This is a genomic window from Embleya sp. NBC_00888, assembly GCF_045207655.1.
GTDB lineage: Bacteria > Actinomycetota > Actinomycetes > Streptomycetales > Streptomycetaceae > Embleya.
In genome coordinates, this window is sequence record NZ_CP108785.1 from 5,031,182 (window position 1) to 5,054,657 (window position 23,476).

Here is a 23,476-nt window from a genome sequence, read left to right on the forward strand (position 1 = left end):
TGCTTCGCTTTCGGTAATCCACCGGAAGCGCGGAAGATCGTCGACTCGCGGCGGTTTCCGGGGGCCGTCGACCACCACACCCGAAAGCGTGTGGGACCGATCGTCGACGGCCCACCGAACCAGCGAACCGCGTGGCCTCGACCACAGCATCACGCGCGGGTGAACTCCTCTGTCAACCTCGCACTTTCGTCAGCGCGCTCGTCCATGCCTTGACCGACCCCTGAGCTGCAACGATGTGATTCATCCAGGGTCCTGTCAGCCGCACGGGGAGAGGCGCTCTTCAGGTGAGTGAGCGTATCGGGAGGTACCCGAGTGTCCGTGCCGAGGCTGGACGCAGCGAAGCGGGCTCACCGCTCGGAGCGGGAGTCGTTCTTCTCGGCGGTCCTGAGGTGGGTGTCGAACCAGTCGATCGCGACCGTGGAAGAGAGTTCGAACTGCTGGATGTAGGACAAGAAGTGGTTGCCGTCCGTGAGGACGAGCTTCTTCGGTTCGCAGGCGCGGTTGAAGCCGTCGAGGGCAATGTCGGCGGGGGCGACGTCGTCGCCCTTGGCCACGAGCATCAGCAGGGGGGTGGGGGCGATGCGGGAGATCCACTGACCGGGTTCGTAGGCGCGGGCGCGGCGGTTGGACTGAAGGGTCACCTCGTTCGTCCACGTGTCGTCCGGTGCCCGGTGCCCGGTGCAGATAGAAGTCGGCCGCGCCCTTCTGTGGGTAGACCGCCGGGGAGCCATGGCTCGTGTCGGTGTCGACGAAGGGTACGTAGACGGGCGGCTTGCCGGCCATCTGGTCGCGTTCGTCCTGGTGGAGCGCTCTTTCTACGTCCGCTCGCGGCTTGGCGGCGCCGCATTCGCCTCGGATTTCTCACGGCCTGCCCGTCTGCGTTCACGACCCCGACGGCATGGACGTCATGTTCTTTCCCGTGCTGTGCGTCGCAGGTGGATCGATCGCGATCGCATGCGCGAGAGGGTCCTCCGAGGCTGGGTCACCACCATGAAGGGGGCAATCACGAGGGCCGCCCCAAATCGTCGAGGTCGGCATACCCGCGGCTTCGCCTCGGCATTGAGGGCATCCGTCCCGTGCGCCGCGAGAGTGTTCGGTCCCGAGGCCGGCAGGAATCCGTCGATGTCTCTCTGTAGCGTGCCAGGAGCGTTCTTCAGCGGCCTGGGTGGTTTCCTGCCCATACCGTGGGGGTTCGGCCTGACCACGGACTTGCCTGTTCGAGTTGTCCGGCGAGGCGGAAGAGCCGGCTTTCATGGCCATATCCGGCGGCGAACTGCATACCGACCGGGAGCCCCGTCCCGGCGTCGGCCGTCACGGGTACGGACATGGCGGGCGTGCCCGCCACGTTGAACGGCATGGTGAACGGCGACAGGTCAATGATGCGCTCGATCCAGCCGAGGCCGTCCAGTGTTTCCGCACCCTCGGTATGGGTGCCCAGGAGCACGGGAGGCTCCGGCAGGGTCGGCGTGAGGAGGATGTCGTACTCGTCGAAGTACCGTGCCAGGCTTCGGGCCACCCGGTTCCGCATCGCGAGAGCGGTGAGGAATTGCGCGCCGCCGACCCGCTGCCCGTAGTGGTAGCCGGCGAGGGTCGCCGGCTCAAGGGTCGAGGAGTCGATGGAACGGCCGAAGGCGGCGGCCAACCCGTCGACCAGGGTGGTGAGGTTCACCGTCATGAGTCGGGCATTGGCCAGGACGAATTCCTCCCAGCCGGCGCCGAGGTCGACCTCAACCTCCCGCACCCGGTGGCCGAGGGATTCAAGCAACCGCACGGTGCGGGAGAGGGCGTCGGTCACCGGTGCGGCAGTGCGGCGTCCGCCCCACGCTTGGGCGAGGACACCGATTCGCAACGAGCCCGGATGATGGGTGACTTCCTCCGCGTACGGCCGTGACGGCTGCTGGGCGAAGTAGGGGTCGCCCGATTCCGGGCCGCGTATCTGGTCGAGCAGTACCGCACTGTCGCGTACGGTGCGGCTGACGCTGCCGTGCACGGCCAGGCCGTTGAAGACCTCGTCGACCTCGGGCCCCATGGACACCCGGCCACGGGTGGGCTTGATCCCGAAGAGGCCGTTGTAGGCGGCGGGGATACGGAGCGATCCGGCGGCGTCGGTGCCATGGGCGACCGGGACCACCCCGGCGGCGACAGCGGCGGCAGCGCCTCCACTGGATCCGCCCGCGCTCCGCTCCAGGTCCCACGGGTTACGGGTCGCGCCGTACAACGCTGATTCCGTCGAGATGCCGTAGGCCATCTCCGGTGTCGCGGTGCGCCCGAACGTCACGAGGCCGGCGCGACGGAAGCGCAGCATCAGTGAGGAGTCGGCGCCGGCGACGTTACCGGCCGCCAGACGGCTTCCCAGCTCCATTCGCCTCCCGGCCATGGCCACCGCGATGTCTTTGATCAGAAAAGGGACGCCGGCCAGTGGTGTGCTGCCGGGGACAGGTTCGTCGTCGGTCGGCCATGTCTCCACGACGGCGTTGATCCGCGGATCGACTGCCTGTACAGCCTTGCGTGCGGCTGCCTCCAGTTCGGCGGGGAGTACCTCGCCCTTGGCCACCAGCTCCGCCAGCCCGACCGCGTCAAAGCTCACGTATTCGGAAACTCTCACTGTCACTCCCTGACAAGAACGATACCGGCGAGTACCGAATGATACCCAACAGTATCGCAAGGTTCGGGCTGGTACCGTAAGGGGGTTGCGAACCCCACGATCGACCGGAGTGACGGAGCAGTCATGGCATCGACCCTCAGAAGGCCGAGCAGAGTGGCGAAGCTGCCGCCTCGTGAGCGCATTCTCGACGCCGCCGAAGAGCTCTTCCAGAGCGAAGGGATCCGGCAGGTGGGGGTTCAGGCGATCGCCGACAAGGCCGAGACCACCAAAATGGCGATCTACCGGCACTTCGGAACCAAGGACGCGCTGGTCGCGGAGTGGCTGCGGATCGTCGCCGCCGATTATCGGGCGGCCTTTGACCGCGTGGAGACCGAATACCCCGACCGGCCCGAGGAGCAGATTCTGGGCCTGGCCCGCTTCATCGCCGAGGGGCTGCCGGCGATCTCATACAGGGGCTGCCCGTTCATCAACTCCCTCGCCGAGTTGCCCGACCGCCTTCATCCGGCACGGCAAGTGATCGAGGAGCACAAGGCCCACCAGACCCGCAGGCTGATCGGCATGTGCACCGAAGCCCAGATGCCCGACCCAGGACAGGCCGCGGCCGAGATCACCTTCGTACTCGAAGGGGCGCAGGTCAGCACGCAGAACGGAAGCATCGATCAGACGGGAGACCGACTGATGAGGATCGTCGAGGGAATCGTGGACCGGCACCGCTCCCACCTCGGCGCATACAAGGCGGCCGGCTGACCGCCCTGCGCCGCCCGCCGACTCGAGCATTCACCGGGCCGAATGCCGGATGCCGGATGCCGACGACGGGGCCGCGCAGGGCCTGCCGATGGTGTGGGAGCTCGACCCGCGATGATGATCGACGCGTACCACTATCTGTGGGACACCGTCATCCGTGACTACCCGATGGCGGCAATACACGGGTACGGCCGGGGGAGCCCCCCGATGTCCCGGTCAAGGCCGCCCGGCAGGCCGGATTCCGTTTCGTCACCATCCCTTCGGCGACCCCGCGTCGACGTCGACACCACGCCCGAGATCGGCTTCGCCACGGCCCTGGGTGATGTAGCGGCAGAGCAGGGTTCCGGCTTCCGGCACAGCCGAGTTTGGATGGGTCGGGCGCGCCAGGGCGCGTCCGACCCCGTTCCGAACCATCGCACCCGGGAGCACGCGTGAGCAGCGGCCCGCGACGTGATCGCCGCGGACGCGCACATCCCGATCACGCTCGTGGACGCCCCGGATCCGCGGGTGCGGGCGGCGGCGTACGTCCTGGCCGCGTCGTCCGGCCGGGCGTGGGGGATCTCGGCGGCGCCGCACGAGCGGTTCCGCGTCGAGGAGGTTGGCAGGGAGGGCGAGTACCCGCCTGTCCCGCGCGGGTGGGTATCCGCCTGTCCCGCGCAGGTGGGTACCCGCCTGTCCCGCGCGGTGGGCGCTGCGATATCGCGGTCGACCGCGTTGCGTCTGCTACGGCTTGCACTTCTGCCGCCGCAGATCCTCGGCGTGGACGACTTCGCACTCGATCACCGCCACCGCTGTGCGACCTGACGGACACGGAGACCGGCGAGCGGATCGACGGGCTGTCAACCGCGGGCTGGAAGCAGTCGCAGCGTGGTGTGCGGGCGCCCGAGCGTCGAGGCCGTGTGCCGGGACGGCTCGGACGCCCATGCGGAGGCGATACGCCGTGCGCTTCCACACGCGATGCAGGCGTCCGATCGGCGCACCTGTGGCGGAACCGCCGCGACAGGACTCCCGCCGAGTTCCGCTCGCACAACTCCTGCCGGGCCACCGTCAACCCGAGCCGGCCCGGCGGAGCATACGAGCAGACCATCCGAGAGCGCCAGGTCCACGAGGTGCTCGGCAAAGGCGTCGACCTGCTCGAATGTGCCCGTCAACTCAACCTGACGCTCAACACTGTTAAACGCTGCGCGCACCCGCGAGACCGAGGCACTGCGCCGGGCGCCGCGATACCGTCTTACGCTCGTCAACCCGTTCCGCGACCACGTGCGCGCCCGCCGGGCAACCGACCCCTCCGCGCCCAAACTCCAACTCTTCCGCGAGATCGAGGAACTCGGCTACAGCGGCAGCCTCAACCTTCTCCACCGCTACCTCACCGAAGGGCCGGGCCGAAAGAGACCGGCCCGTCACTACTTCCCAGGCGCCTGGCCGGCCTCCTTCGCACCCGCCCAAAACCTGCGCGACAAGGATGCCGAACTCGAGCGTCGGAGCGATTCGGGGTTTCTTCCGCAAGGTACGACTCAGCGGAGTGACCAAGTAGCGCAGCGACACGTGTCTTGGGTATTCCTTGGCGCCATGACAAGCGTTACATGGCGCCATTTGACTCCCTGCTGTCGGGCCGGTGCAAGGAGTTGTAGATTCCAAAGGCCACCAACCGGTCGGCTCCATGCTTCGACGGTCGAGGAATCCCACATGTCCAGAATTGCCAAGCTCGCCATCACCGGCCTCATAGTCGCCGGTTCGCTCTCCGTCGCCTCCCCTGCCATCGCCGCAGAGGGTGGTGCATCGCAGAAGCCGACCGCCGCATCGGCCTCCTTAGGCGAGGTCGGGGCCAGGTCCTACCCCTGGTGTACGTCGCTGACCAACGGCAAGTTGTGTTCGACGTTCGTCAACTTCGAGGCCGGTGAATGGGGGGCCCAGGTCCAGGTCGGCTACAACAAAACCGGGGGCTCGGCCGTGAATCGACGCTTCGGGCACGCCCACGGCGGCGGGAACCACTGGGGCAACTGGGAATGGCAGGGCAAGGGATCCACCAGCTACACCTGGGACTACTGGCGCTACGGGTGTGACACCGTGGTGGGCTTCATGGAGGCCGTGGGCAACGGCACCTACCGCATCCCGCCGATGAGCCTGTGCTGATCTGATCCGCGCGTGGCCGGGACGGAGCCCCGGCCACGCGCGCTCGTCTCGACCTGTCGGCCCCTGCACTTGCGAGATTCCTTTGCTCACGGCGATATTTCGTGACAACAAGTCCCTGTGGATGGCGCTGATCGTGGCGATCACCGTCCTGGTGCCCGTGGGCGCCGTCGTCGCCCGACGGTGCGGGCGCGCCGGGATTCTCGGCGCCCTGTTCGCCGGCAGCCTCGCCGTCGAACTCGCTGCCACCCTGCATCCCGAGGGCGCGATATCCGGGGGCAGCCGTGGCTGCGTCGTCAACGGCGACATGTTCCTCGCGGTCGGCACACAGCAGTGGCTGCTGAACCTGGCGATGTTCGTACCCGTCGCCCTGTTCGCCGGCCTGCTGTTCCGGAACACCTTCCTGACCGTGGCCACACCGATACTGCTGTCGGCCACCACCGAAGTCGCCCAGGCCCTGGTGGGCTTGGGCCGGGCCTGCGACTCGGACGACGTCGTCGCCAACTCCGCGGGAGCGGTGGTCGGCGCCGTCCTGGCCTTCGGGATCAACCGATTCCGGCCCAACGACGACCCGCCGCGGTCGAGACACCGTTCGGAGACGGAAACACACTTCACCAGCGCTGTGGCCCCGCCCGCTCCCCTGTACGGAACGATCGCCGGTTTCGTCGTCCTGGCGATCGTGTGGGCCGGGTGGATCGAGCGTCTCCCTTACGGGGTGGACGGCGCGTTCGAGGCGGACGGTAGGCAACGGGCCGTCGCCGAGCGCGTCACCCGTTCCTTCCTGGGAGCCGACACCGACATCCAGCGGATCCAATACATCAAGAGCGCGAACGGCATGCCGCCGATCCTGGCCGTCTCGACACCGGGCAACTCCCTGGAAATCCAGTGGCCCAGTGGCGAGTTGAGTCAGCTGTCGGACAACCGCCCCGTCACCCAGGTCCCCGCCGCGGAGCGCCTGCCCGCCCCGAGGATCGAGGCGAACGCGATCGCGTTCATGCGCGAACACTTCCCCTGGGCCACCGACGCGCGTCGTCGCATGGATCCGAGCGGGGAGTGGGGTGACCAGCACGTCGGGTGGACCTCCGTCGTGGACGGCGTCCTGATGCCCAAACGCCTGGACATCGTCCTGGACGCACGAGGCAACGTCGCCACGATCAGCGCCCGCAACATCCCCGACCCCGTGCTGCCCCCGGTCCGAGTCCGCGACGAAACGGCCGCCCGCCGCGCAATGCAGCAAGCCCGCCCCGACCTGACCGCACAAGCCGGCATCCTGCTCGCCGTCGAACATCGCGGTCGGTGGCGACCCGCCTGGCGTTTCCCGCTCACCGACGCCACCCACCCCAACCCGATCGCGATCGGCATGCTCGACGCAGAAACCGGCGAAGTCCTCTAGCGGCAAAGCCGTTCGGACAGGCGTGGGGCTGCTCGTCAAGGCCGGTGAACGAGGCGGTGGAGCTGCTGTGCAAAAGGTCCGTCACTCCGAGACGTCCTCACCACAGGAGCTCCGCTGCTCGAACAGGCTGCCACAGCAGAGTAGTTCGGGGTAGCGGCCGGAGTGTTCGCCACGGGAGCGTACGAGGGGTGAGCCCGGTGGCTGTGGCGTGGGCAACCGGTGTGCCCGCGCCTTCCCTCCGTGTCGCGCCCGCACGGCGGGCGGACGGCAGACGAGGCCGACGCCCGGGACTTGGCGGGCTTGATCGATACACGACGGCTCGGTTCGGTCCCGAGCGGCCTTGTCGCGGATCTCGCGGAACCCACCGACCGGCCTGCGCGGGGTTGCTGGGGCCCGCCCGGGGCCGGGTGGAGGGGGTCAGCGTTCGGCTGCGTCTTCGAGGATGATGCGGCCCATCCGCTCGTAGCGTTCGGGGCGTTGGTGTTTCATGTAGAGGGCGAGGGCGATGCCCGTGAGGAAGAAGCCGCCGACGATGTAGGGGATGAGTTTGAAGAGCAGGGTGTCCGCGGCTGCGCCGGCGGCGGTGTCCATGTTGTAGACGAGGAGGCCGACCACGGCGGCCATCGCGACGCCGCCGGTGATCGGTGCGGTGAGGGTGGTGAACCAGTGCCTGGTCTCGGGGTGCTTGTGCTGTATGTGGAAGTAGCCGACGACGGAGAAGGAGCACAGTGTCTGGACGATGAGGATCGCCATCGTGCCGAGTAGGGCGAGCAGGCCGTACAGGTGTACCGACGGGTCCATGTCCGCGACGATGAACGCCAGCACGAGGAGGATCGCGATGACGGACTGGACGAAGGAGGCGATGTACGGGGAGCCGTGCCTGGGGTGGGTCCTGCCGAGTGCGGGGTGGATGAAGCCCTCGCGGCCGATGGCGTAGAGGTAGCGCGAGGCGCATTGGTGGAAGGCCATCGCGCAGGCGAAGGAGCCGGTGACCACCAGCCATTGGAAGATCTCGACCGAGGTGTCGCCGAAGTGGTCGCCCAGGGGTGCGAAGAACAGGGTGCCCTCGGAGGCGGCTTCGGCCAGGTGGGACCTGCCGGCGGCGGAGACCATCATCCAGGACACGAAGATGTAGAACAGGCCGACGCCGACCACCGAGATGAGGGTGGCCCGGGGGACGACCTTCTTCGGGTCGCGGGACTCCTCCCCGTACATCGCGGTCGACTCGAAGCCGACCCAGGACCAGAAGGCGAAGAACAGTCCGAGGCCGGCGGCGCCCATGCTGCCGTTGACTCCGTCGAAGGCCTTGAGCGGGTCGACCGCCTCGCCGAGGATGCCGTCCGGTCCGCCGCCGGTGAACAGCACCGCGAGGGAGACGGCGGCGAGTACCGCGATCTCCAGGATCAGTGCGACGCCGAGGAACCTCGCCGTGAGGTGGATGTCGAAGAACGCCATCGCCGCGATGGCCAGCAGTCCGAACATCGCGTAGTGGCCCCAGTGCAGGTCGAGCCCCCACTGGTCGCCGGCGAGTTGTTTGAAGGAGGCGGCGAAGAAGCCGATGATGGAGGCTTCGAAGACGACGTACGCCAGGACCGCGAGCAGGCCCGACGCCATGCCCGCGACCCGGCCGAGGCCGTGCGAGATGAAGCCGTAGAAGGCGCCGGCGGCGGTGATGTGTTTGGCCATCGCGACGTACCCGACCGAGAAGACGGTCAGCACGAGGGTGGCGAACAGGTACGCGGCGGGGGCGCCGATGCCGTTGCCCGACCCGGCGATGATCGGCAGGTTGCCGGTCATCGCGGTGATCGGGGCGGCGGTGGCGACCGCCATGAAGACGACGCCGACCAACCCGACGGAGTTGGCCTTGAGCCGGTTGACCTGTTCGCCGGGGATCGGCACGGCCACGTCGACCTCGGCACTGTCGAGGGGCTGTTGCTGGGTGGACATCCCACCTCCAGGAGGGGTACGGCCGAAATGGGTACGGCGCGTGTGACGGACGCCTGATCCACGGCCGATCGTCGAACGGTGCGTGATCCGACAGGCCGCAAGCGTCCCTCCGGACCGGAAAACCCCGCAACGGGCAATGCGTCAGAAGAAGCCCCGAGACATCGACACTGTGATCGTTGCCACAGACCACCGCCGGCCCCGGGGCGAGTATCCCGGCCTGTTTACAAGGCCCGGGTTTCCACGGTTTCGAATCGAAGACGACAAGGCCGAAACCCTGGTGGACGCCGCACGGCGCGCGCTCCCTCGCGTCGGGTGGGGTCGGCTCGGCGCGTGTCGGAATCACGTGAGGCGCAGGGTGGCGTGTGTGGTGTGGCGGCGTGGTTCCTCTCGGATGTCGATGCTTTCGGCGAGGTGTTCCACGATGGCCAGGCCGCGGCCGTGTTCGTCGTCGGCGCATGGGGGGTGGGGGTGCTCGTCCGGTTCGCCGGAGTCGACGACCTCGACGTTCAGGACGCGGTCGGTCAGGGTCAGGACGAGGGTCATGTCGGCGCGGCCGTGCCGGGCGGCGTTGGCGGCCAGTTCGCCGACGATCAGGACGGCGGAGTCCAGGTCGTCTCCGGTCACACCCCAGGAGGCCAGGAGGGCGCGGGCGAATCGGCGGGCGTCGGAGACCCGGCACTCCTGGGCCGGCAGGGCGGTGGCGGCGCATCGGGGAGTGTCGGGTGGCGACGTTGCCCGTGTCCGGCGGCGAAGCTCTCCGGTCTGGGCCGGCGGTGTTGCGTTCGGTGAGACGAACATGGCGAGGCTCGCGATCTTGTCGGTCCCGACCCCCGAGGAGAACGACCGTTCTCAAAACTTGCTGCTATTATAGGAGAACGATGGTTCTCTGCGCAAGAGGGCAAGAGGGAGAAGGTGGGAGAAATGATCGACTCCGAGACCGCGGAGCTGCGGGTCCTGGACGCGGCCGAGTCCCTGTTCTACGCCCGGGGCATCCAGGCGGTGGGCATGGACGAGATCCGCACCGCGTCCGGCGTCTCCCTCAAGCGGCTCTACCGGCTCCACCCGTCCAAGGCGGACCTGGTGGAGGCGTACCTGCGGCGACGCGACCTCCGGTGGCGCCGGAGCCTGGCCGCGTACGTCGAGGCCCGGACCGACCCGCGCGAGCGGATCCTGGCCGTCTTCGACTGGCTCCACGACTGGTTCGCCGAGCCCGATTTCCGGGGCTGTGCCTTCGTCAACTCCTTCGGGGAACTCGGCGCCGGCGAAGCCGCGGTCGCCGAGGCCGCCCGGGCACACAAGGAGCACTTCTTCCGCTACCTCGCCGACCTGACGACGGCCGCCGACGCGCCGACCCCGCTGGCCGACCACCTGGCCCTGCTCGCCGAAGGCGCCATGACAACCGCGGCGATCATCGCCAGCCCCGAACCCGCACACCAGGCCCGCGACGCCGCCCGCCTCCTCCTCGACGCCACCGCGAACGGCGACGCCCGCTCCGCCTGAGCAGCGCGCGGCCCGGAGGCTGCCCGGCAACGGCGACGGGGTGGTCTGTCGCGACCGCCTCGTTCTCCATGAAGTCCACATCGGCCCGCCCCCGCGGAAGAGCCACTACGCTCGGCTCCGCGAGTTCCCCCGACGCGTCGACGACGCGAGCACCGACCGCATCGGCTTCGCGATCCCGGTGCGCCCGCTCGGCGAGGAACGGGACCCCGACACGGCGGTGTCGGGGCCGGGGGATCGGACCGACGCCGAGACCCGCGACCCGCCACACCGGAACCCGCCTCAAGATCGTCGCCGCCACCGAATCCACGTCGATCGGAGACGTTTTCCTCCAGTCGAGCCTGCCGGCCGCGAACCGCCGCACCCCCGCCGTGCGGGTCGGCACGGAAACCACGGCGGCCCCACGGATGCCTCGATGTGCGACGGGCGAGCGGCGGCTCGGACCACCCACGGTGTCGTAGAGCGGCCGGTACGGCGTCGGGCCAGTCGGGGCGCCGACGGACACATCAGCGCTCGTGTACCCGGCGGTATCTCCGCTGATACGGCTGGGAACCTGTCCAGGAGCCTGATCAGTTGGCGCTCAGGCCCTGCCCCGTGCGGGATGCAGGGTATCGGCCGGGCCACGGTGAAACGCAGCGGGTTGTCGGGGCTCGGCTGCGCGCGAAGGCCCCCGACAAAAGGTGCCCGGCTCCGCGGAGAGTTCGCGATGCTGCGTGCAGGATCGGGCCACCGTCGAGGGGGAGGCCGGAGTAGACGCTCGTGCACTCGGATCGGTGATCTCGACGACGACCACCCGCGGCTGCGCGATCAGGCCCATACGGGCGCACCGGCGAGTTCCAGGCGGTGGACGACGGGGCCGTGGATCGCCTTGTCGTTCATTGACGCGACTGCACGCGTCGACAGTGCCGAGTGCACGGGCCGCCCGCCCCGAACGCGAACAGGCCGATCGTTGTCCCCGCCTTCGTCGTCCCGCTCCTCGGTCTCACGCCCGCCGGCCCGGTCGGTGGCAGGGGCAGGGTCCTCCCACGCGTCGTCCTGGGCCAGGGCCGGGGGCAGTTCGATGAACGCGCCGTCCCGGGCGAGCGGACGGAGACCGGGCCGAGGTCGCCTGAAACGCCGGTGGTGAGGGCCGGCGGCCCGGGCGGCCGGGACATCGGCCGGTCGACCATGTGTGTCACTCCTTCGGCAGCGGATGCGGCGACTCGGGCAGGGGCCGCCTCGTCGGCGTGCTATTCAGCGGTGGGCAGGGTGATCGGAACACCGACCAGGGAGCCGTACTCGGCCCACGATCCGTCGTAGTTCCTGACGCCCGGCAGACCGAGGATCTCGCTCAGGACGAACCAGGTGTGCGCGCTGCGCTCGCCGATGCGGCAGTACACGATGGTGTCGCGTTCGGTGTCCACCGCTGCGTACAGGGCGGCAAGTTCCTCGTCGGACTTGAACGTGCCGTCGTCGTTGGCCGCCTTGGACCACGGAACGTTGACCGCCGTGGGGATGTGACCGCGCTGGAGGGCCGCCTCCTGGATCAGGTGGGCCGGGGCGCTGAGCGCACCGGAGAACTCCTCGGGGGAGCGGACATCGACCAGGTTCTGCGAACCGATCGACTCGAGCACCTCGTCGCGCAGGGTGCGCAACGAATCGTCCGGGGCCGAGGCGGTGTAGACGGTGGCCGGGCGGGAGACGGCCTCGGAGACGAGCTCACGGCCGTCGAGCTCCCACTTCTTGCGTCCGCCGTCGAGAAGCCGCACGTCCTGGTGGCCGTAGACCTTGAAGTACCAGTACGCGAAGGCGGCGAACCAGTTGTTGTTGCCGCCGTAGAGTACAACGATGTCCTCGCGTGCGATGCCCTTGGCCGAGAGCAGCGCCTCGAAGCCGGCCCGGTCCACGAAGTCGCGGCGGACCGGGTCCTGGAGGTCCTGGCGCCAGTCGATGCGCAAGGCGCCGCGGATGTGGTTCCTGTCGTAGGCGGCGGTGTCCTCGTCGACCTCGACGAGCACGACGCCGGGCTCGTCGAGGCGGGCTTCGACCCAGTCGGCGTCGACGAGTACGCGGGTTCGGCTCACGGCAGGTTCTCCCAAGCGGTAGGCGTCGGGCAGGCGAAGGGAGCCATCGAGACGGAGCACACCACTGGAGCCCGACGGTGAGGGGCGACGCCCGGCCGTATCCGGAGGGCGGCGTGTCCTGACCAGGTATAGGCGGGCCTCTGCCTCACGGTCAAATACTTTGCCTGTGAGGCAAGAACGGGTCCGTCCATCGCCGGCCGGGGCGTTTCGTCGACGGTGAGGCTGAAGACGTCCGGCCGGGCGTAGTGGCCCGTCACGTCGAAGTCGAAGCGGCCGCGGGCGATCTCGCCGAGGTCGAGTTCGGCCGTGAGAATGCCTTCGTCGTGCCGCAGGGGTCCGGCCAGGACCTCGCCCAGTGGGGAGATGATGGAGCTGCCGCCGCCAATCAGTGTGGTCTCCGGAGTGTCGCCCTGCACGGGGTGGAGGTCGGGGCAGGTCGGAGCGGAGCAGGTGCTGGTTGGCGCTCAGGGCGAAGCAGCGGCCATCCAGGGCCACGCGCATGGTGGCCTGCCAGTTCTCCCGGTCGTCCACCGTCGGCGCGCACCAGACGTCAACACCCTTGGCGTACATGGCGGTTCTGAACAGCGGCATGTAGTTCTCCCGGCAGATGGCAGAGCCCAGCCGTTCGCGGCCCGTGTCGACCCTGGCATCGTGGAGCCGTCGCCGAAGCCCCAGATCAGCCGCTCGGTGGCGGTCGGCATGGGTTTGCGGTGCTTGCCGAGGAGTCCGTCCGGACCGAAGGACAGTGCCGAGCAGTGGAGGGTCGAGCCGCGCGCTCGACGGTGCCGATCACACATCGCTCGGCGGTACCGGCATGTACCCGGCGACTGCGACGAGCGCGGTGGTGCGGCGTCGGCGTGACCTTCGGCATCACCGGGTGGCGCAGATGGCGCGGCCCATCGTGGGGGCGCTGGTGCCAGTGCACGAGCCATTCGTCGAGCAGGTCCTGGAGTTGGGCGCTGAAGCGCGTGTCGCGTTCGACGCCTCTGCCACGCCGGGTGATGTCGGAGCCGGTGTATCCGGGAAGGTGTCGGCAGAACAGGGTGTCGACCGACCCGATGGAGCGCCCTCGTGGTGCCCTTCGCAGCCGGCGTGCATTGAGCTTGCTCCGGGTTCGAGGAGTCGTTGCAACAGCGCTTCTCTGTGGCGAGAGTAGGTGACCGCTGGGGCCTTCGGCGGGTGTTCGCCGGCCGAGTGTTTTGCGGCGGGTTCGTTGAGAGCGGCAGCGACGGCGGTGAGATCGTCCCGGTTGTAACGGCTCAGGTCGGTGCCCTTGGGGAAGTACTGCCGCAGCAGATGCGCTCGTGGTCCCAAATCGACTGGGACAGCAAGAACTGCGGCCGCCGCACCGCCGGATGCCGTGCACCGACCACGGGTTCCGCACCGGCCAGGCAGGTCGGCGTCTTGTTGCGGTCCCTCGGCAGCAACAACCCGGCCGGGTACTCGCGGAACCCACGCCGCTGTGCCAAAGCCGAGACGAGGTCGTCGAACCGCGCGGCATAGGCCTCCTGATCGGCAATCATTTCCAAGACTGCGTCTTGTCGCTGCCGGTGGCCCCGGTGCGGGCGGTCAGTGCGACCTCGGTCGTCGAGCCCGGTGTCATGGCTGGTGCTGCGTTCCTCGAAGGGCGTACTCGAACCGGCGCCGTAGCGTGCGGGTCGGTGGGGCCGACGGCCTCGGCGTCCTCGCCACCGGGGCCGCCGCCGAACCGGCGCCGCGCCGCCGAGGGGTACACGTCCCGGCCCCGCGCCGCGGCGTGCGGCTCATCCGCCGGCGGCGTCGCCGGACCGGTCGGGCAGCAGGATCCCGTCCAGCACGATATTCACCATGCTCACCAGTTGGGAGCGCAAGGCGAACGGTGCCGGCTCCTCGACGATCCACGCGGTGAGCGTCGCGAAGTACCCGCTCGCGAGCAGCAGCCCCCCGAGTCGGGGGTCCACGCCGGGCGCGAGGCGGCCGTCTTTGCGGGCCCGCGCCAGGATCGAGCCGAGTTCGGCGGCGAGCGGCGGGTTCTCCAGCACGTTGATGGCGTGGACGGACGCGCCCATGAGCGCGACGGTCTCGGTCCGGGTCCGGGTGCTGATCTCCGCCAGTTCGATCATGTAGCGCTCCAGGACCTCGCGTAGCGAATGGTCTTCCAGATGCTCGGAATAGATCGTGTCGAGCGCGCGCCGGCGACGGCGTGCGCCCCACTCGTCCAGGAACGCCGCCTTGCGGGCGAAGTGGTTGAACACCGTGCCCCGTGCGACATCGGCCCGCTCCGCGATGTCGTCCATCGTCGTGTTGTCGAACCCCTTGTCGATGATCAGCGCGACCGCGGCCTCGTAGACCTGGTTGCGGCGCCGCTCGCGCCCCCGGGTGCGCCGGTCCGGGGCGATCGCCTCCGACGAGGACGCCGACCCTGCGGACTCCAAGAACATCTCGCCCATAACTCCCTCAGCCGGATCCATTGACGGGCACGTCGACGTGGCCTACTTTACCCACAAGTTGAACTGGAGTCTAAAAATGAACCGCAGTACAGATTGGGGTCGGCGTGCGACTGGTGACGTTTCAGAGCGCCGCGGGTGATCCGCGGCTCGGGATCCTCGACGGGTCGACGGTCATCGAGCCGGGCCCGGTGCTGGCGGCCGACCAGCGGTTGCGCGCAGGCGCCGCGGCCGCCGGTCGTACCCCGTACGTCGCGACAGAGATGGTCGCCTTCTTCGAGAGCGGTGACGAGGGCCACCGCCATGCAGAGCGGGCGCTCGAGACCGCCCGGGCACGCCACGAGCGCGGGGACACCCTCACCGACGACTCGGGCACGCCGGTCGTCCATGCGCTCGGGGACGTCAGACTGCTCGCCCCCGTGCCACGGCCGCGCCGGGTCCGCGACTATCTCACCTACACCCAGCACGCCAGCGGCTCGGGGCTGAAGGTTCCGCCGGCCTTCGAGGCCATGCCGATCTGCTACAAGTGCAACACCGAGACGATCATCGGGCCCGACGAGCCCCTGCTGTGGCCCTCGTACACCGACCAGCTCGACTTCGAACTCGAACTCGGCTTCTTCACCTCGGGCGGCGGCCGCGACCTCACCCCCGGCGAGGCCCAGCAGCGGATCGCCGGTGTGACCATCTTCAACGACGTCAGCGCGCGGGACATCCAGTTCTTCGAGATGAGCCTCACCATCGGGCCCTCCAAGGGCAAGGACTTCTGCACCGCGATGGGGCCGTGCGTGCTGACCATGGACGAGGTCGACGAGTGGTCGATCGAGATGACGGCCCGGGTCAACGGGGAGGAGTGGGCATCCGGCAGCACCGCACATCGCCAGTTCTCCTTCGCCGAGGTGCTGGCCTGGGCCTCCCTCGACGAGGACGTCCATCCCGGTGAGTTCTTCGCCCTCGGGACGGTCGGCGGCGGATGCGGCCTCGAACTCGACCGGTGGATCAAGCCCGGCGACGTCGTCGAACTCGAGGCGTCCGGAGTCGGCGTCCTGCGCAATCCCGTGGGGGAGAAGCGGACCCGCCGCGAGGGCGCGGGCGTCGCCGCCTACCACGGCTCACCCCGGGCGCGAGTCGACCATGGCTGACACTGTCGCCGGTCTGCTGCGCCGGCACGCCGAGGACCCGGAACGGGTCTTCGCCGTCCTCGACGACGGCGTCACGATCACCTACGCCGAGCAGTTGCGCCGCAGCCGGGAAACGGCGGCCGGGCTGCGGCGGCGCGGCGCGCGGCCCGGCGACCGCGTCCATGTGCAACTGCCGAACTGCCCCGAGTTCTTCGACGTCTGGTTCGCGACGGCCCTGTCCGGCACCGTGCTGGTGCCGACCGGTCCGCAGTCGTCGGCGGACGAACTCGCGCACGTCCTCGCCGACGCCGCGCCCGCGGTCTCGATCCGTGACGCTGCCGAGGCCGACGCGCTTCGCGCCGACATCGAGCGCGACGACGGCCCGGACACCGACCGGTACGCCGACGCCGGTGACCCCGGCATGGTCGCGGCGATCCTCTACACGTCCGGAACCACCAGCCGCGCCAAGGGAGTCATGGTCACCGACGCGAACTACGTCGCCGTGGGCCGGGCCGTCGCCGACCACCTGAACGTCACCGCGGCGGACCGATGGCTGATCGTCCTGCCGCTCTTCCACGCCAACGCCCAGTACTACTGCACGATGTCGGCCCTGGTGACCGGCGCCTCGATCGCGCTCGCGCCGCGGTTCTCGGCCGGCGGATGGGGACGCCAGGCACGGACGACGGGCGCGACCCTCGCCAGCCTCTTCGCCGCGCCCGTCCGGATGATCCTGGCCGCCGCCCCGCAGCCGCACGACGCGGACAACCGTCTGCGCGCCGTGCTCTTCGCCCAGAACCTGAGCGCCACCGACGCCGGCGCGTTCGAGAGCCGCTTCGGGACCCGGCTGCTGCAGCTGTACGGCATGACGGAGACCGTCCTGCCGCCCACGATCAACCCCGACGACGGCACCCGCCGCTGGGACAGCATCGGCCGCCCGCTGCCCGGCGTCACGATCGATCTCGTCGACGAGAACGGTGCGACGGTCGAAGGACCGGGGACCGGCGAGATGCGCATCGTCGGACGTCCCGGCCGCACCCTCGCGGCCGGCTACTGGAACAACGCTCGCGCCACCGACGACGCCTTCATGGACAAGGGCCTGCGCACCGGCGACCTCGCCCGCCGTGGCGACGACGGGTTCCTCTACTTCGTCGACCGCAACAAGGACATGATCAAACGGGCCGGCGAGAACGTCTCGGCCGGTGAGATCGAACGGGTCGCGAACGAGCACCCGGCGATTGTCGAATCCGCCGCCGTAGGGGTCCCCGACGCGATACGCGACGAGGCCATCGTCCTCGTCGCCACCGTCCGCCCCGGCCACCGGCTCACGGCGGACGACCTGATCGGCTGGTGCGCCGAACGGCTCAGCGCCTTCAAAGTGCCCGGCTCCGTGGTGTTCGTCGACGCCCTCCCGCGTACCAGTGTCGGCAAGATCCGCAAGGCCGACCTCCGCTCGTTGCCCGAGCTCCGGATCGGATCGACCGGTCCGCCGCGAAGAAGCAGCTGACCTTTCGGAGGACAGCATGACCACATCATCCGCCCCCGCCTCGACGATGTCCGCCTCTTGGTCCCCCTCGGAGTCCGGCAATCCGCGCTGGGGCATGCTCGCCCTGATCTGCTCCGGGTTCCTCGCGCTCACCCTCAACCGGTTCGACGTCGCCACGGCCTTCCCGCTCATCGGCGCCGAATTCCACGCGGGCCTGGGGCCGCTGAGCTTCCTGATCTCGCTGTTCATCGTCGGCTACGGTCTTGCCCACGTACCCGGCGGCATGCTCGCCACGGCCATCGGGATGAAGCGCACCCCGGTGATCGGACCGGCCGTCCAAGGTGCCGCCGGCGCGATGTCCGCATCGGCTTCTTCCTGATCTTCGGGCTCGCCGCGTGGTCGGCCGGTCCGACCCGGATCAGCAAGATCCGGCACGAGCACGTCGGCACCGCCACCGGACTGATGCTCACCCTCGCCGCGGTCGGCGGATTCTTCGTCCCGATCGTCTTCGGCCACGTCGTCCCCCACACGAGCTTCAACACCGGCCGGCGGTTCCTCGCGGTCGTCAGCTTCGTCTTCGCACTGGTCGGCCTCCTCGGACGCAACCCGGCACGCGAGTCAGTACGCCGCATTCCGGCAGCGCCCGGCCTCGAGGCCGTGAACGACGCCATCAACCAATCCCGGAGGGAACACCGATGACAACGACGACACCGAACCTTGGGATCCCCTACACCCGCGGCCTGCACCCCCTCACCGAGCACTGCCACGCCTGGCTCGTCCCGGACGGCACCTGGGGTTGGAGCAACGCCGGTCTGATCACCGGCGACGGCGAATCGCTGCTGGTCGACACACTGTTCGACCTGGCCATGACGCGCGAGATGCTCCAGGGCATGCGCCCGGTCACCGACGACCTTCCGATTCGCACCGTCGTCAACACCCACGCCAACGGCGACCACTGGTTCGGCAACGAACTCGTCGCCGACTGCGAGATCATCGCCTCGCGCGCCACCGCCGAGGAGATGGCGACGAACGGTCCCGAACTCATCCGGGACCTGCTCGGCCGGCAGGGCGCGGTCGGCCGGTTCGCACGGCACATCTTCGAGCCGTTCGACTTCTCGGACATCACTCCGCAGGTCGCCACCCGCACCTTCGACGACGAACTCACCCTGGTCGTCGGCGGCACCGAGGTGCGGATCATCAACCTCGGGCCCGCCCACACCGGCGGCGACAGCGTGGTCTTCGTGCCCTCCGAACGCGTGCTGTACGCCGGCGACCTGCTGTTCATCGGCGGCACACCGATCAGCTGGGCCGGTCCGATCTCGAACTGGATCACGGCGTGCGACCGGATGCTCGCTCTCGAACCCGAACGGGTGGTCCCGGGCCACGGACCCGTCGTCGCCGCCACGGACATCCACCAGGTACGGGATTACCTGGTGTGGGTCCAGGAGGAGGCGCGCGCTCGGCACGACCGGGGGATGTCACCGCAGGACGCCGTGCGCGACATCAGCCTCGGCCGCTTCGCCGCACTCGACGAGCGCGGTCGCATCGCCCAGAACGTCCTGAGCGTCTATTACGAACTCGACCCCACCCTCGCGCGGGTCGACACCCGCGAGGTGTTCCGCCGCATCGCCGAACTCGAAGGATTCACCGAATGAGCTCCACCCTCACCCACGCCCACGCCCACGCGCCCGAGCCTGCGATCGTGCAGGAGGTGAGCGACGGCGCCTTCGCCTACGTCCACCCCGACGGAACATGGTGGATCAACAACGCCGGTTTCCTGGTCGGACGTTCGCGCACCGCCGCCATCGACGTGTGCGCCACCGAGGCCGGCACCCGCGCGGCCCTGGCCGACATGCGCGCCTACAACGGAGGACGAGCACTCACCTGCCTGGCCTGAACGGAAGAACTCGCACACCCGACGGGCCCACGGGCGGCGGCCTGATCGTCGAAGGGGCGTTGTCGACTCGGTGCGTCGTGATGTCCGCGCCTGCGACCGGGCGGAGGCGGCTCGAACCACGGCGACGATCCGGGAACGCTCGGACCCGGTGATCCGCCGCCTGCGGTCGCACCCGGGCCGATCTCCGAGCACCGCCCGGACCCCGTTCGTCGAACCGGTGCAGCCACCTCCGCATGGTCGTGGCGTGGCACCGCGTGCGAGCGCCGCGACCCCGGGCGCCCGCAGACCCTCCCAACTCGCCACCGCGATCCGCCCCGCAGGACCCGGTCACCCATCGCGTGACGCGCGCCGCCCGACCACCGGATCCGCGACTCCTCCATCCCGTCGACAGCCCGGCGCCATCGGATGCTTCGGCATCACACTCGCCCCCGAACAGCCGAAACAGCACCGCGTGTCCCCTAGTTGCCCAGGTGAAGAGGCAGTCGGAAGCAATGACTGCGATGTGAAGTATGACCCGTCGATTTCGGCTCGGGGGCCGAGATGGACCCGAGTGTGCGCTGGGAGGCGCGGTGAGCAAGCCGAGAACCGGCCCGGTGGCCGAGCCGGCCGTGATGGTGCCCTACCTCCACCGCCTGTTGGCGAGCAACGACATCACCCAGGCCCTCCAAGTGGCCGTGAGTCACGTGATCGACCTCCTCGGATGCGAGGTCTCGTGGGCCGGCCTGATCGACGCGGGCTATCTCGTCATGGGTGCCCACCACGGCCTCGTCTCCAGCGAGATGGCCTCGGCCTGGCGGCTCAAAGTGGGCGAAGGCATCGGAGGCCGCGCCGCCGCCGAGCGCAAGCCCCAGACGAGTCGCGACTATCGGCACGACTCGCGCCGCGAGCGTCTCCTGAAGCGCCTCATCGACGACGAGGGCATCCACGCAACCATGGCCGTGCCGTTGCTCTCGGCCGACACCGCGCTCGGCGTGTTGTACGCGGCCCGCCGCCGACCCCACCCATGGACCGAGACCGAGGTGCGTCTGCTCGAAGAGGTCGCCCACGACCTGGCGGTCCGGCTGCACCGACTCGACGTCGAGGGACGCCACGCGGCACAGGCGCGCGAGGCGGAACAACGGTTTCGGCGGGCCCTGCACGGTCAGCATGCCTGTGCCCGCCTCGCGGGCAACCTGACCGGGCAGGCGGACGCCGGCGTCGCCCTCGACATGCTCGCCCTCGAGGTCGGGGGCCGCATCGAACTGCGCCGGCCCGACGGCAGGTTGCTGCACTCCGCCGGGGAATTGGGGCAGGGCAACCCCCGAACGGTCTCGCGCTCCGAAATCGCCGGCACCGACGGCCTGATCCTCGTCGTCATCCGGACCGGTGATCTCGACGACGTCGGCCGCGCCATGATCGATCTGGCGGTCGGTATGTTCCGGCTGCAGTTTCTCCGGATACGCGAAGGCGACCGCACCACCGAACGGCTGAGCGGGGAACTCTTCGACCAGCTGCTCACCGGCCGCATCAGTGACCCGGAGGCGTTCCGTCGGCGCATGGCGCTGATGGGCGTGAGCGTCGCCGCCCGGGCACAGGTGCTGGTGGCCGGCCCCACCCGCCCCGACCCCCCGATCGGTGCATTGAACCGCCTCGCAGACACCCTGCAGCGGACCTTCGCCGGCTGCGTCACCACCGAGCGGGCCGGCCGACTGGTTGCCGTCGTCGATCTGGCCGGCCGTTCCACGACAGCGCTCCGCGAACAGTTGAGCGCCGTGCTCCGACAGGGGCATGGCCACGACGTCGTGATCGGCGCGGGCCGGATCTGCACCGAGCTCATCGACTTCTCCATGTCCTACGACGAGGCCCGCGCCGCGTGCGAACTCGGCCGACGCGGCGCGCCCCCGGGCACATCGCCCCAGGCCCGGGTGGTGAGCGCCCACGACCTGGGCATCCTCGGCGTGGCCAGTCTCCCGGCGGCCCATCTGCGCACCACCGTCCGCGACCTGCTCGGTCCGCTCATCGACTCCGACGAACAACGTGCCACGGACTTCGTGGCCACGCTCCGCGCCTACCTCGTGCACGACCGGCACCTGGCCGCGACCGCGGCGGCGCTGCACGTGCACTACAACACCGTGCGCAACCGCATCGCCCGCATCGAGACCCTGCTGGGAATCGACGTTCGCGACGTCGACGACCGCTTCCGGCTGGAGACGGCGCTGCGCATGCACGCCCTGACCTACGCCCTCGGGTACACCGCACCCGCACCCCTGTCACGGCATGACAGTGCCGGGTCCCCACGGTGTCACGGCGCGCCTTGTGGTGAGGTGGGTCACTCGCGGCACGCTGGGGCCCCATCCGAGAAGGGGGCCCCATGAAGCTCATCACGTTCGTCGCGAACGGCACCACCCATGTCGGCGCCTTGGACGCCACCGGCAGCCGCGCGGTCAGCTACACGTCGGCCTCCCGCGGTGACCCGCGGATGGCCTCGATGCTCGCCCTCATCCAGGCCGGCGGCACGATCCTCGACGACGCCCAAGCCATGCTCGACTCGCACCCGGCCGACGCGGTCTTCGACCTCGACGACGTCACCCTGCTCGCCCCACTGCCCGACCCGGTGCGCTTCCGGGACTGCTCCCTGTTCATCGCCCACCTGCAGCCGGCGCTGCGCGGCCTGGCCCGCAGCATCGCCGAGGAGGCCGAGGACCCGGAGACGGAGTACGAACGGCTCGTCGCCACCGGGAACTTCGACACACCGGATGTCTTCACCCGAGAGGTCATCTACTACAACGGCGACCACACCGCCGTCAGCGGCCCCGGCCGGCTCATCGTCGCGCCGGCGGAGACCCGACGCCTGGACTACGAACTGGAACTCGCCGCCGTCCTGGGCCGCACGACCACGAACGTGTCGGATGAGGACGCGACGGATGTCATCTTCGGTTACACGATCCTCAACGACTGGAGCTGCCGCGACCTGCAGCGGGTCTGCATGGAGTCGATGCTGGGTCCTTCCCGCGGCAAGGACTTCGACGGGGCCAACACCTTCGGCCCGTGCATCGTCACCGCGGACGAGCTGGGGGCGCCGTACAACCTCGACATGACCGCCAAGGTCAACGGTGAGCTCTGGTCGGCGGGTTCGACGTCGACCATGCACCACAGCTTCGAGGACGCCGTCGTCCACTTCAGCCGCAACCGCACGGTGTACGCCGGGGAGATCGTCGGCGGCGGCACGGTCCTGACCGGCAGCCCCATCGAGATCGGCAGGCGCCTCAAGGACGGCGACGAGGTCGAACTCGAGATCGAAGGCATCGGAGTACTCCGCAACCGCGTCCAACTCCCGTACTGAAACGGCATCCGCCCGACCGCCCCAGCCCACGAAGGCACCCACCATGACGACTCTCATAGACCTCTCGCGGACCCTCGACCCCGCCAATCGCGACGGGGTACCCGAAGCCTACGCATTGCTGGCGAACGTGCTCGCCCCCGAAATCCGCTACCTGCACCCCGGCGGCGAGGGCCTCGACCGGATGGTCGAGATCTTCGGGTGCCGCGCCGAGGACCTGCCCAACGGCGAGGGCTGGGGCGAGGACTGGCTCACCAACATGAACACCCACTGCGGCACCCACGTGGACGCCCCACTGCACAGCGGCAGTCTCATCGAGGGCCGCCCCGCGCGCACGATCAGCGACCTCGACCTCTCCGAGCTCTACCGCCCCGGCATGGTGCTCGACGTCCGGGAGTGGGCCGAACCCGAAAAGGCCATCACGATCGAGGCCCTGGAACACGCGATCTCCGCCACCGGCCGCGAGGTGCAGCAGGGCGACGCGCTGCTGATCCGCACCGGCCAGGAACGCTTCAAGGTCGGCGACCCGGAGTTCTTCCGGTATCCCGGGATGAGCGGCGACGGCACCCGCTTTCTGACCGGACTGGGCGCCACGATCCTCGGCACCGACGCCTTCGCCTGGGACCGGCCGTTTCCGGTGATGAAGGCGGCCTACGAGGCCACCGGAAACCCCGGGGAGATCTGGGACGGCCACTTCGCCGTCGCCGACAGGGAAGCCTTCATCATCCAGCAGCTCGACAACCTCGCCGCGCTGCCGCTCGCCGGTTTCCGCGTCGGATTCTTCCCCCTCAAGCTCCTGCGGACCAGCGCATCCCCTTGCCGCGCGGTCGCCTTCCTCGACGACTGACCCAAGG

At 69.3% G+C, this 23,476-nt stretch carries 21 protein-coding genes and 2 pseudogenes; 14 read left to right on the forward strand and 9 right to left on the reverse strand.

What is annotated here, in order from left to right; all coding sequences use genetic code 11:
- Window positions 1–347 precede the first annotated feature (347 nt).
- Both OG948_RS56295 and OG948_RS56300 read right to left on the reverse strand, forming a co-directional pair.
- Window positions 348–641, reverse strand: coding sequence for an alpha/beta hydrolase (locus OG948_RS56295; RefSeq protein ID WP_331772834.1), 294 nt, complete (start codon window positions 639–641; stop codon window positions 348–350).
- Window positions 642–1,153: 512 nt separating this feature from the next.
- Window positions 1,154–2,605 carry an amidase gene (locus OG948_RS56300; protein ID WP_331772835.1) on the reverse strand — a complete coding sequence of 484 codons (1,452 nt, stop codon included), beginning with the start codon at window positions 2,603–2,605 and terminating at the stop codon, window positions 1,154–1,156.
- 123 nt (window positions 2,606–2,728) lie between these two features.
- Between OG948_RS56300 and OG948_RS56305 the strand changes: the two genes are divergently transcribed.
- The 4 genes from OG948_RS56305 to OG948_RS56320 all read left to right on the forward strand — a co-directional run bounded on the left by OG948_RS56305 (window position 2,729) and on the right by OG948_RS56320 (window position 6,872).
- Window positions 2,729–3,352, forward strand: coding sequence for a TetR/AcrR family transcriptional regulator (locus OG948_RS56305; protein ID WP_331772836.1), 624 nt, complete (start codon window positions 2,729–2,731; stop codon window positions 3,350–3,352).
- A 447-nt stretch (window positions 3,353–3,799) separates the two neighbouring features.
- A complete protein-coding gene (locus OG948_RS56310) occupies window positions 3,800–4,153 on the forward strand; it encodes a hypothetical protein (RefSeq protein WP_406300798.1) in 354 nt (117 codons plus the stop codon).
- An 882-nt stretch (window positions 4,154–5,035) separates the two neighbouring features.
- A complete protein-coding gene (locus tag OG948_RS56315; RefSeq protein ID WP_331772837.1) occupies window positions 5,036–5,482 on the forward strand; it encodes a hypothetical protein in 447 nt (148 codons plus the stop codon).
- A gap of 121 nt (window positions 5,483–5,603) precedes the next feature.
- On the forward strand, window positions 5,604–6,872 hold the full coding sequence (locus OG948_RS56320) for a VanZ family protein (RefSeq protein WP_406300799.1): 1,269 nt from the start codon (window positions 5,604–5,606) through the stop codon (window positions 6,870–6,872).
- Between the two features lie 417 nt (window positions 6,873–7,289).
- Here the strand turns inward: OG948_RS56320 and OG948_RS56325 are convergent, their stop codons facing one another.
- The gene (locus OG948_RS56325; protein WP_406300800.1) at window positions 7,290–8,819 is read right to left on the reverse strand and encodes an APC family permease; all 1,530 of its coding nucleotides are present in this window, start codon (window positions 8,817–8,819) and stop codon (window positions 7,290–7,292) included.
- 339 nt (window positions 8,820–9,158) lie between these two features.
- Window positions 9,159–9,617 (reverse strand): ATP-binding protein, encoded by a 459-nt coding sequence (locus tag OG948_RS56330; protein ID WP_331772839.1) that lies wholly within the window; start codon window positions 9,615–9,617, stop codon window positions 9,159–9,161.
- Between the two features lie 123 nt (window positions 9,618–9,740).
- Here OG948_RS56330 and OG948_RS56335 point away from each other — a divergent pair, with 123 nt between their 5' ends.
- Window positions 9,741–10,319 (forward strand): helix-turn-helix domain-containing protein, encoded by a 579-nt coding sequence (locus tag OG948_RS56335; RefSeq protein ID WP_331772840.1) that lies wholly within the window; start codon window positions 9,741–9,743, stop codon window positions 10,317–10,319.
- A 1,226-nt stretch (window positions 10,320–11,545) separates the two neighbouring features.
- On the opposite strand, the gene OG948_RS56340 is transcribed toward OG948_RS56335, so the two are convergent.
- The 5 genes and pseudogenes from OG948_RS56340 to OG948_RS56360 form a co-directional block, all read right to left on the reverse strand.
- The gene (locus OG948_RS56340; protein ID WP_331772841.1) at window positions 11,546–12,379 is read right to left on the reverse strand and encodes a sulfurtransferase; all 834 of its coding nucleotides are present in this window, start codon (window positions 12,377–12,379) and stop codon (window positions 11,546–11,548) included.
- A gap of 191 nt (window positions 12,380–12,570) precedes the next feature.
- Window positions 12,571–13,172, reverse strand: a pseudogene (locus tag OG948_RS56345) (nitrilase-related carbon-nitrogen hydrolase); the annotation flags it as partial.
- A 378-nt stretch (window positions 13,173–13,550) separates the two neighbouring features.
- A pseudogene (locus tag OG948_RS56350) lies at window positions 13,551–13,675 on the reverse strand (IS30 family transposase); the annotation flags it as partial.
- Window positions 13,639–13,902: a hypothetical protein gene (locus OG948_RS56355; protein ID WP_331772842.1), complete on the reverse strand. Its 264-nt coding sequence runs from the start codon at window positions 13,900–13,902 to the stop codon at window positions 13,639–13,641. The gene OG948_RS56355 and the pseudogene OG948_RS56350, both read right to left, overlap by 37 nt.
- A gap of 240 nt (window positions 13,903–14,142) precedes the next feature.
- Complete coding sequence (locus tag OG948_RS56360) at window positions 14,143–14,808, reverse strand: TetR/AcrR family transcriptional regulator (protein ID WP_406300801.1); 666 nt, start codon at window positions 14,806–14,808, stop codon at window positions 14,143–14,145.
- Window positions 14,809–14,921: 113 nt separating this feature from the next.
- Between OG948_RS56360 and OG948_RS56365 the strand changes: the two genes are divergently transcribed.
- The 9 genes from OG948_RS56365 to OG948_RS56405 all read left to right on the forward strand — a co-directional run bounded on the left by OG948_RS56365 (window position 14,922) and on the right by OG948_RS56405 (window position 23,469).
- A complete protein-coding gene (locus OG948_RS56365; protein WP_331772844.1) occupies window positions 14,922–15,944 on the forward strand; it encodes a fumarylacetoacetate hydrolase family protein in 1,023 nt (340 codons plus the stop codon).
- Window positions 15,937–17,427, forward strand: a complete 1,491-nt coding sequence (locus OG948_RS56370) for an AMP-binding protein (RefSeq protein ID WP_331772845.1) — start codon at window positions 15,937–15,939, stop codon at window positions 17,425–17,427. Before OG948_RS56365 ends, OG948_RS56370 begins: the two co-directional genes overlap by 8 nt.
- A 16-nt stretch (window positions 17,428–17,443) precedes the next feature.
- Window positions 17,444–17,785, forward strand: coding sequence for a hypothetical protein (locus tag OG948_RS56375; RefSeq protein ID WP_331772846.1), 342 nt, complete (start codon window positions 17,444–17,446; stop codon window positions 17,783–17,785).
- Window positions 17,786–17,868: 83 nt separating this feature from the next.
- Window positions 17,869–18,105: a hypothetical protein gene (locus tag OG948_RS56380; RefSeq protein ID WP_331772847.1), complete on the forward strand. Its 237-nt coding sequence runs from the start codon at window positions 17,869–17,871 to the stop codon at window positions 18,103–18,105.
- Window positions 18,102–19,061, forward strand: a complete 960-nt coding sequence (locus OG948_RS56385; protein WP_331772848.1) for an MBL fold metallo-hydrolase — start codon at window positions 18,102–18,104, stop codon at window positions 19,059–19,061. The genes OG948_RS56380 and OG948_RS56385 overlap by 4 nt, the downstream gene beginning before the upstream one ends.
- Window positions 19,058–19,303: a hypothetical protein gene (locus tag OG948_RS56390; protein ID WP_331772849.1), complete on the forward strand. Its 246-nt coding sequence runs from the start codon at window positions 19,058–19,060 to the stop codon at window positions 19,301–19,303. Before OG948_RS56385 ends, OG948_RS56390 begins: the two co-directional genes overlap by 4 nt.
- A gap of 569 nt (window positions 19,304–19,872) precedes the next feature.
- Window positions 19,873–21,657, forward strand: coding sequence for a helix-turn-helix domain-containing protein (locus tag OG948_RS56395; RefSeq protein ID WP_331772850.1), 1,785 nt, complete (start codon window positions 19,873–19,875; stop codon window positions 21,655–21,657).
- Entirely contained in the window at window positions 21,654–22,625 is a 972-nt protein-coding gene (locus tag OG948_RS56400) for a fumarylacetoacetate hydrolase family protein (protein ID WP_331772851.1), read from the forward strand. The genes OG948_RS56395 and OG948_RS56400 overlap by 4 nt, the downstream gene beginning before the upstream one ends.
- Window positions 22,626–22,668: 43 nt before the next feature.
- Window positions 22,669–23,469, forward strand: a complete 801-nt coding sequence (locus OG948_RS56405) for a cyclase family protein (protein ID WP_331772852.1) — start codon at window positions 22,669–22,671, stop codon at window positions 23,467–23,469.
- The last annotated feature ends 7 nt before the right edge of the window (window positions 23,470–23,476 follow it).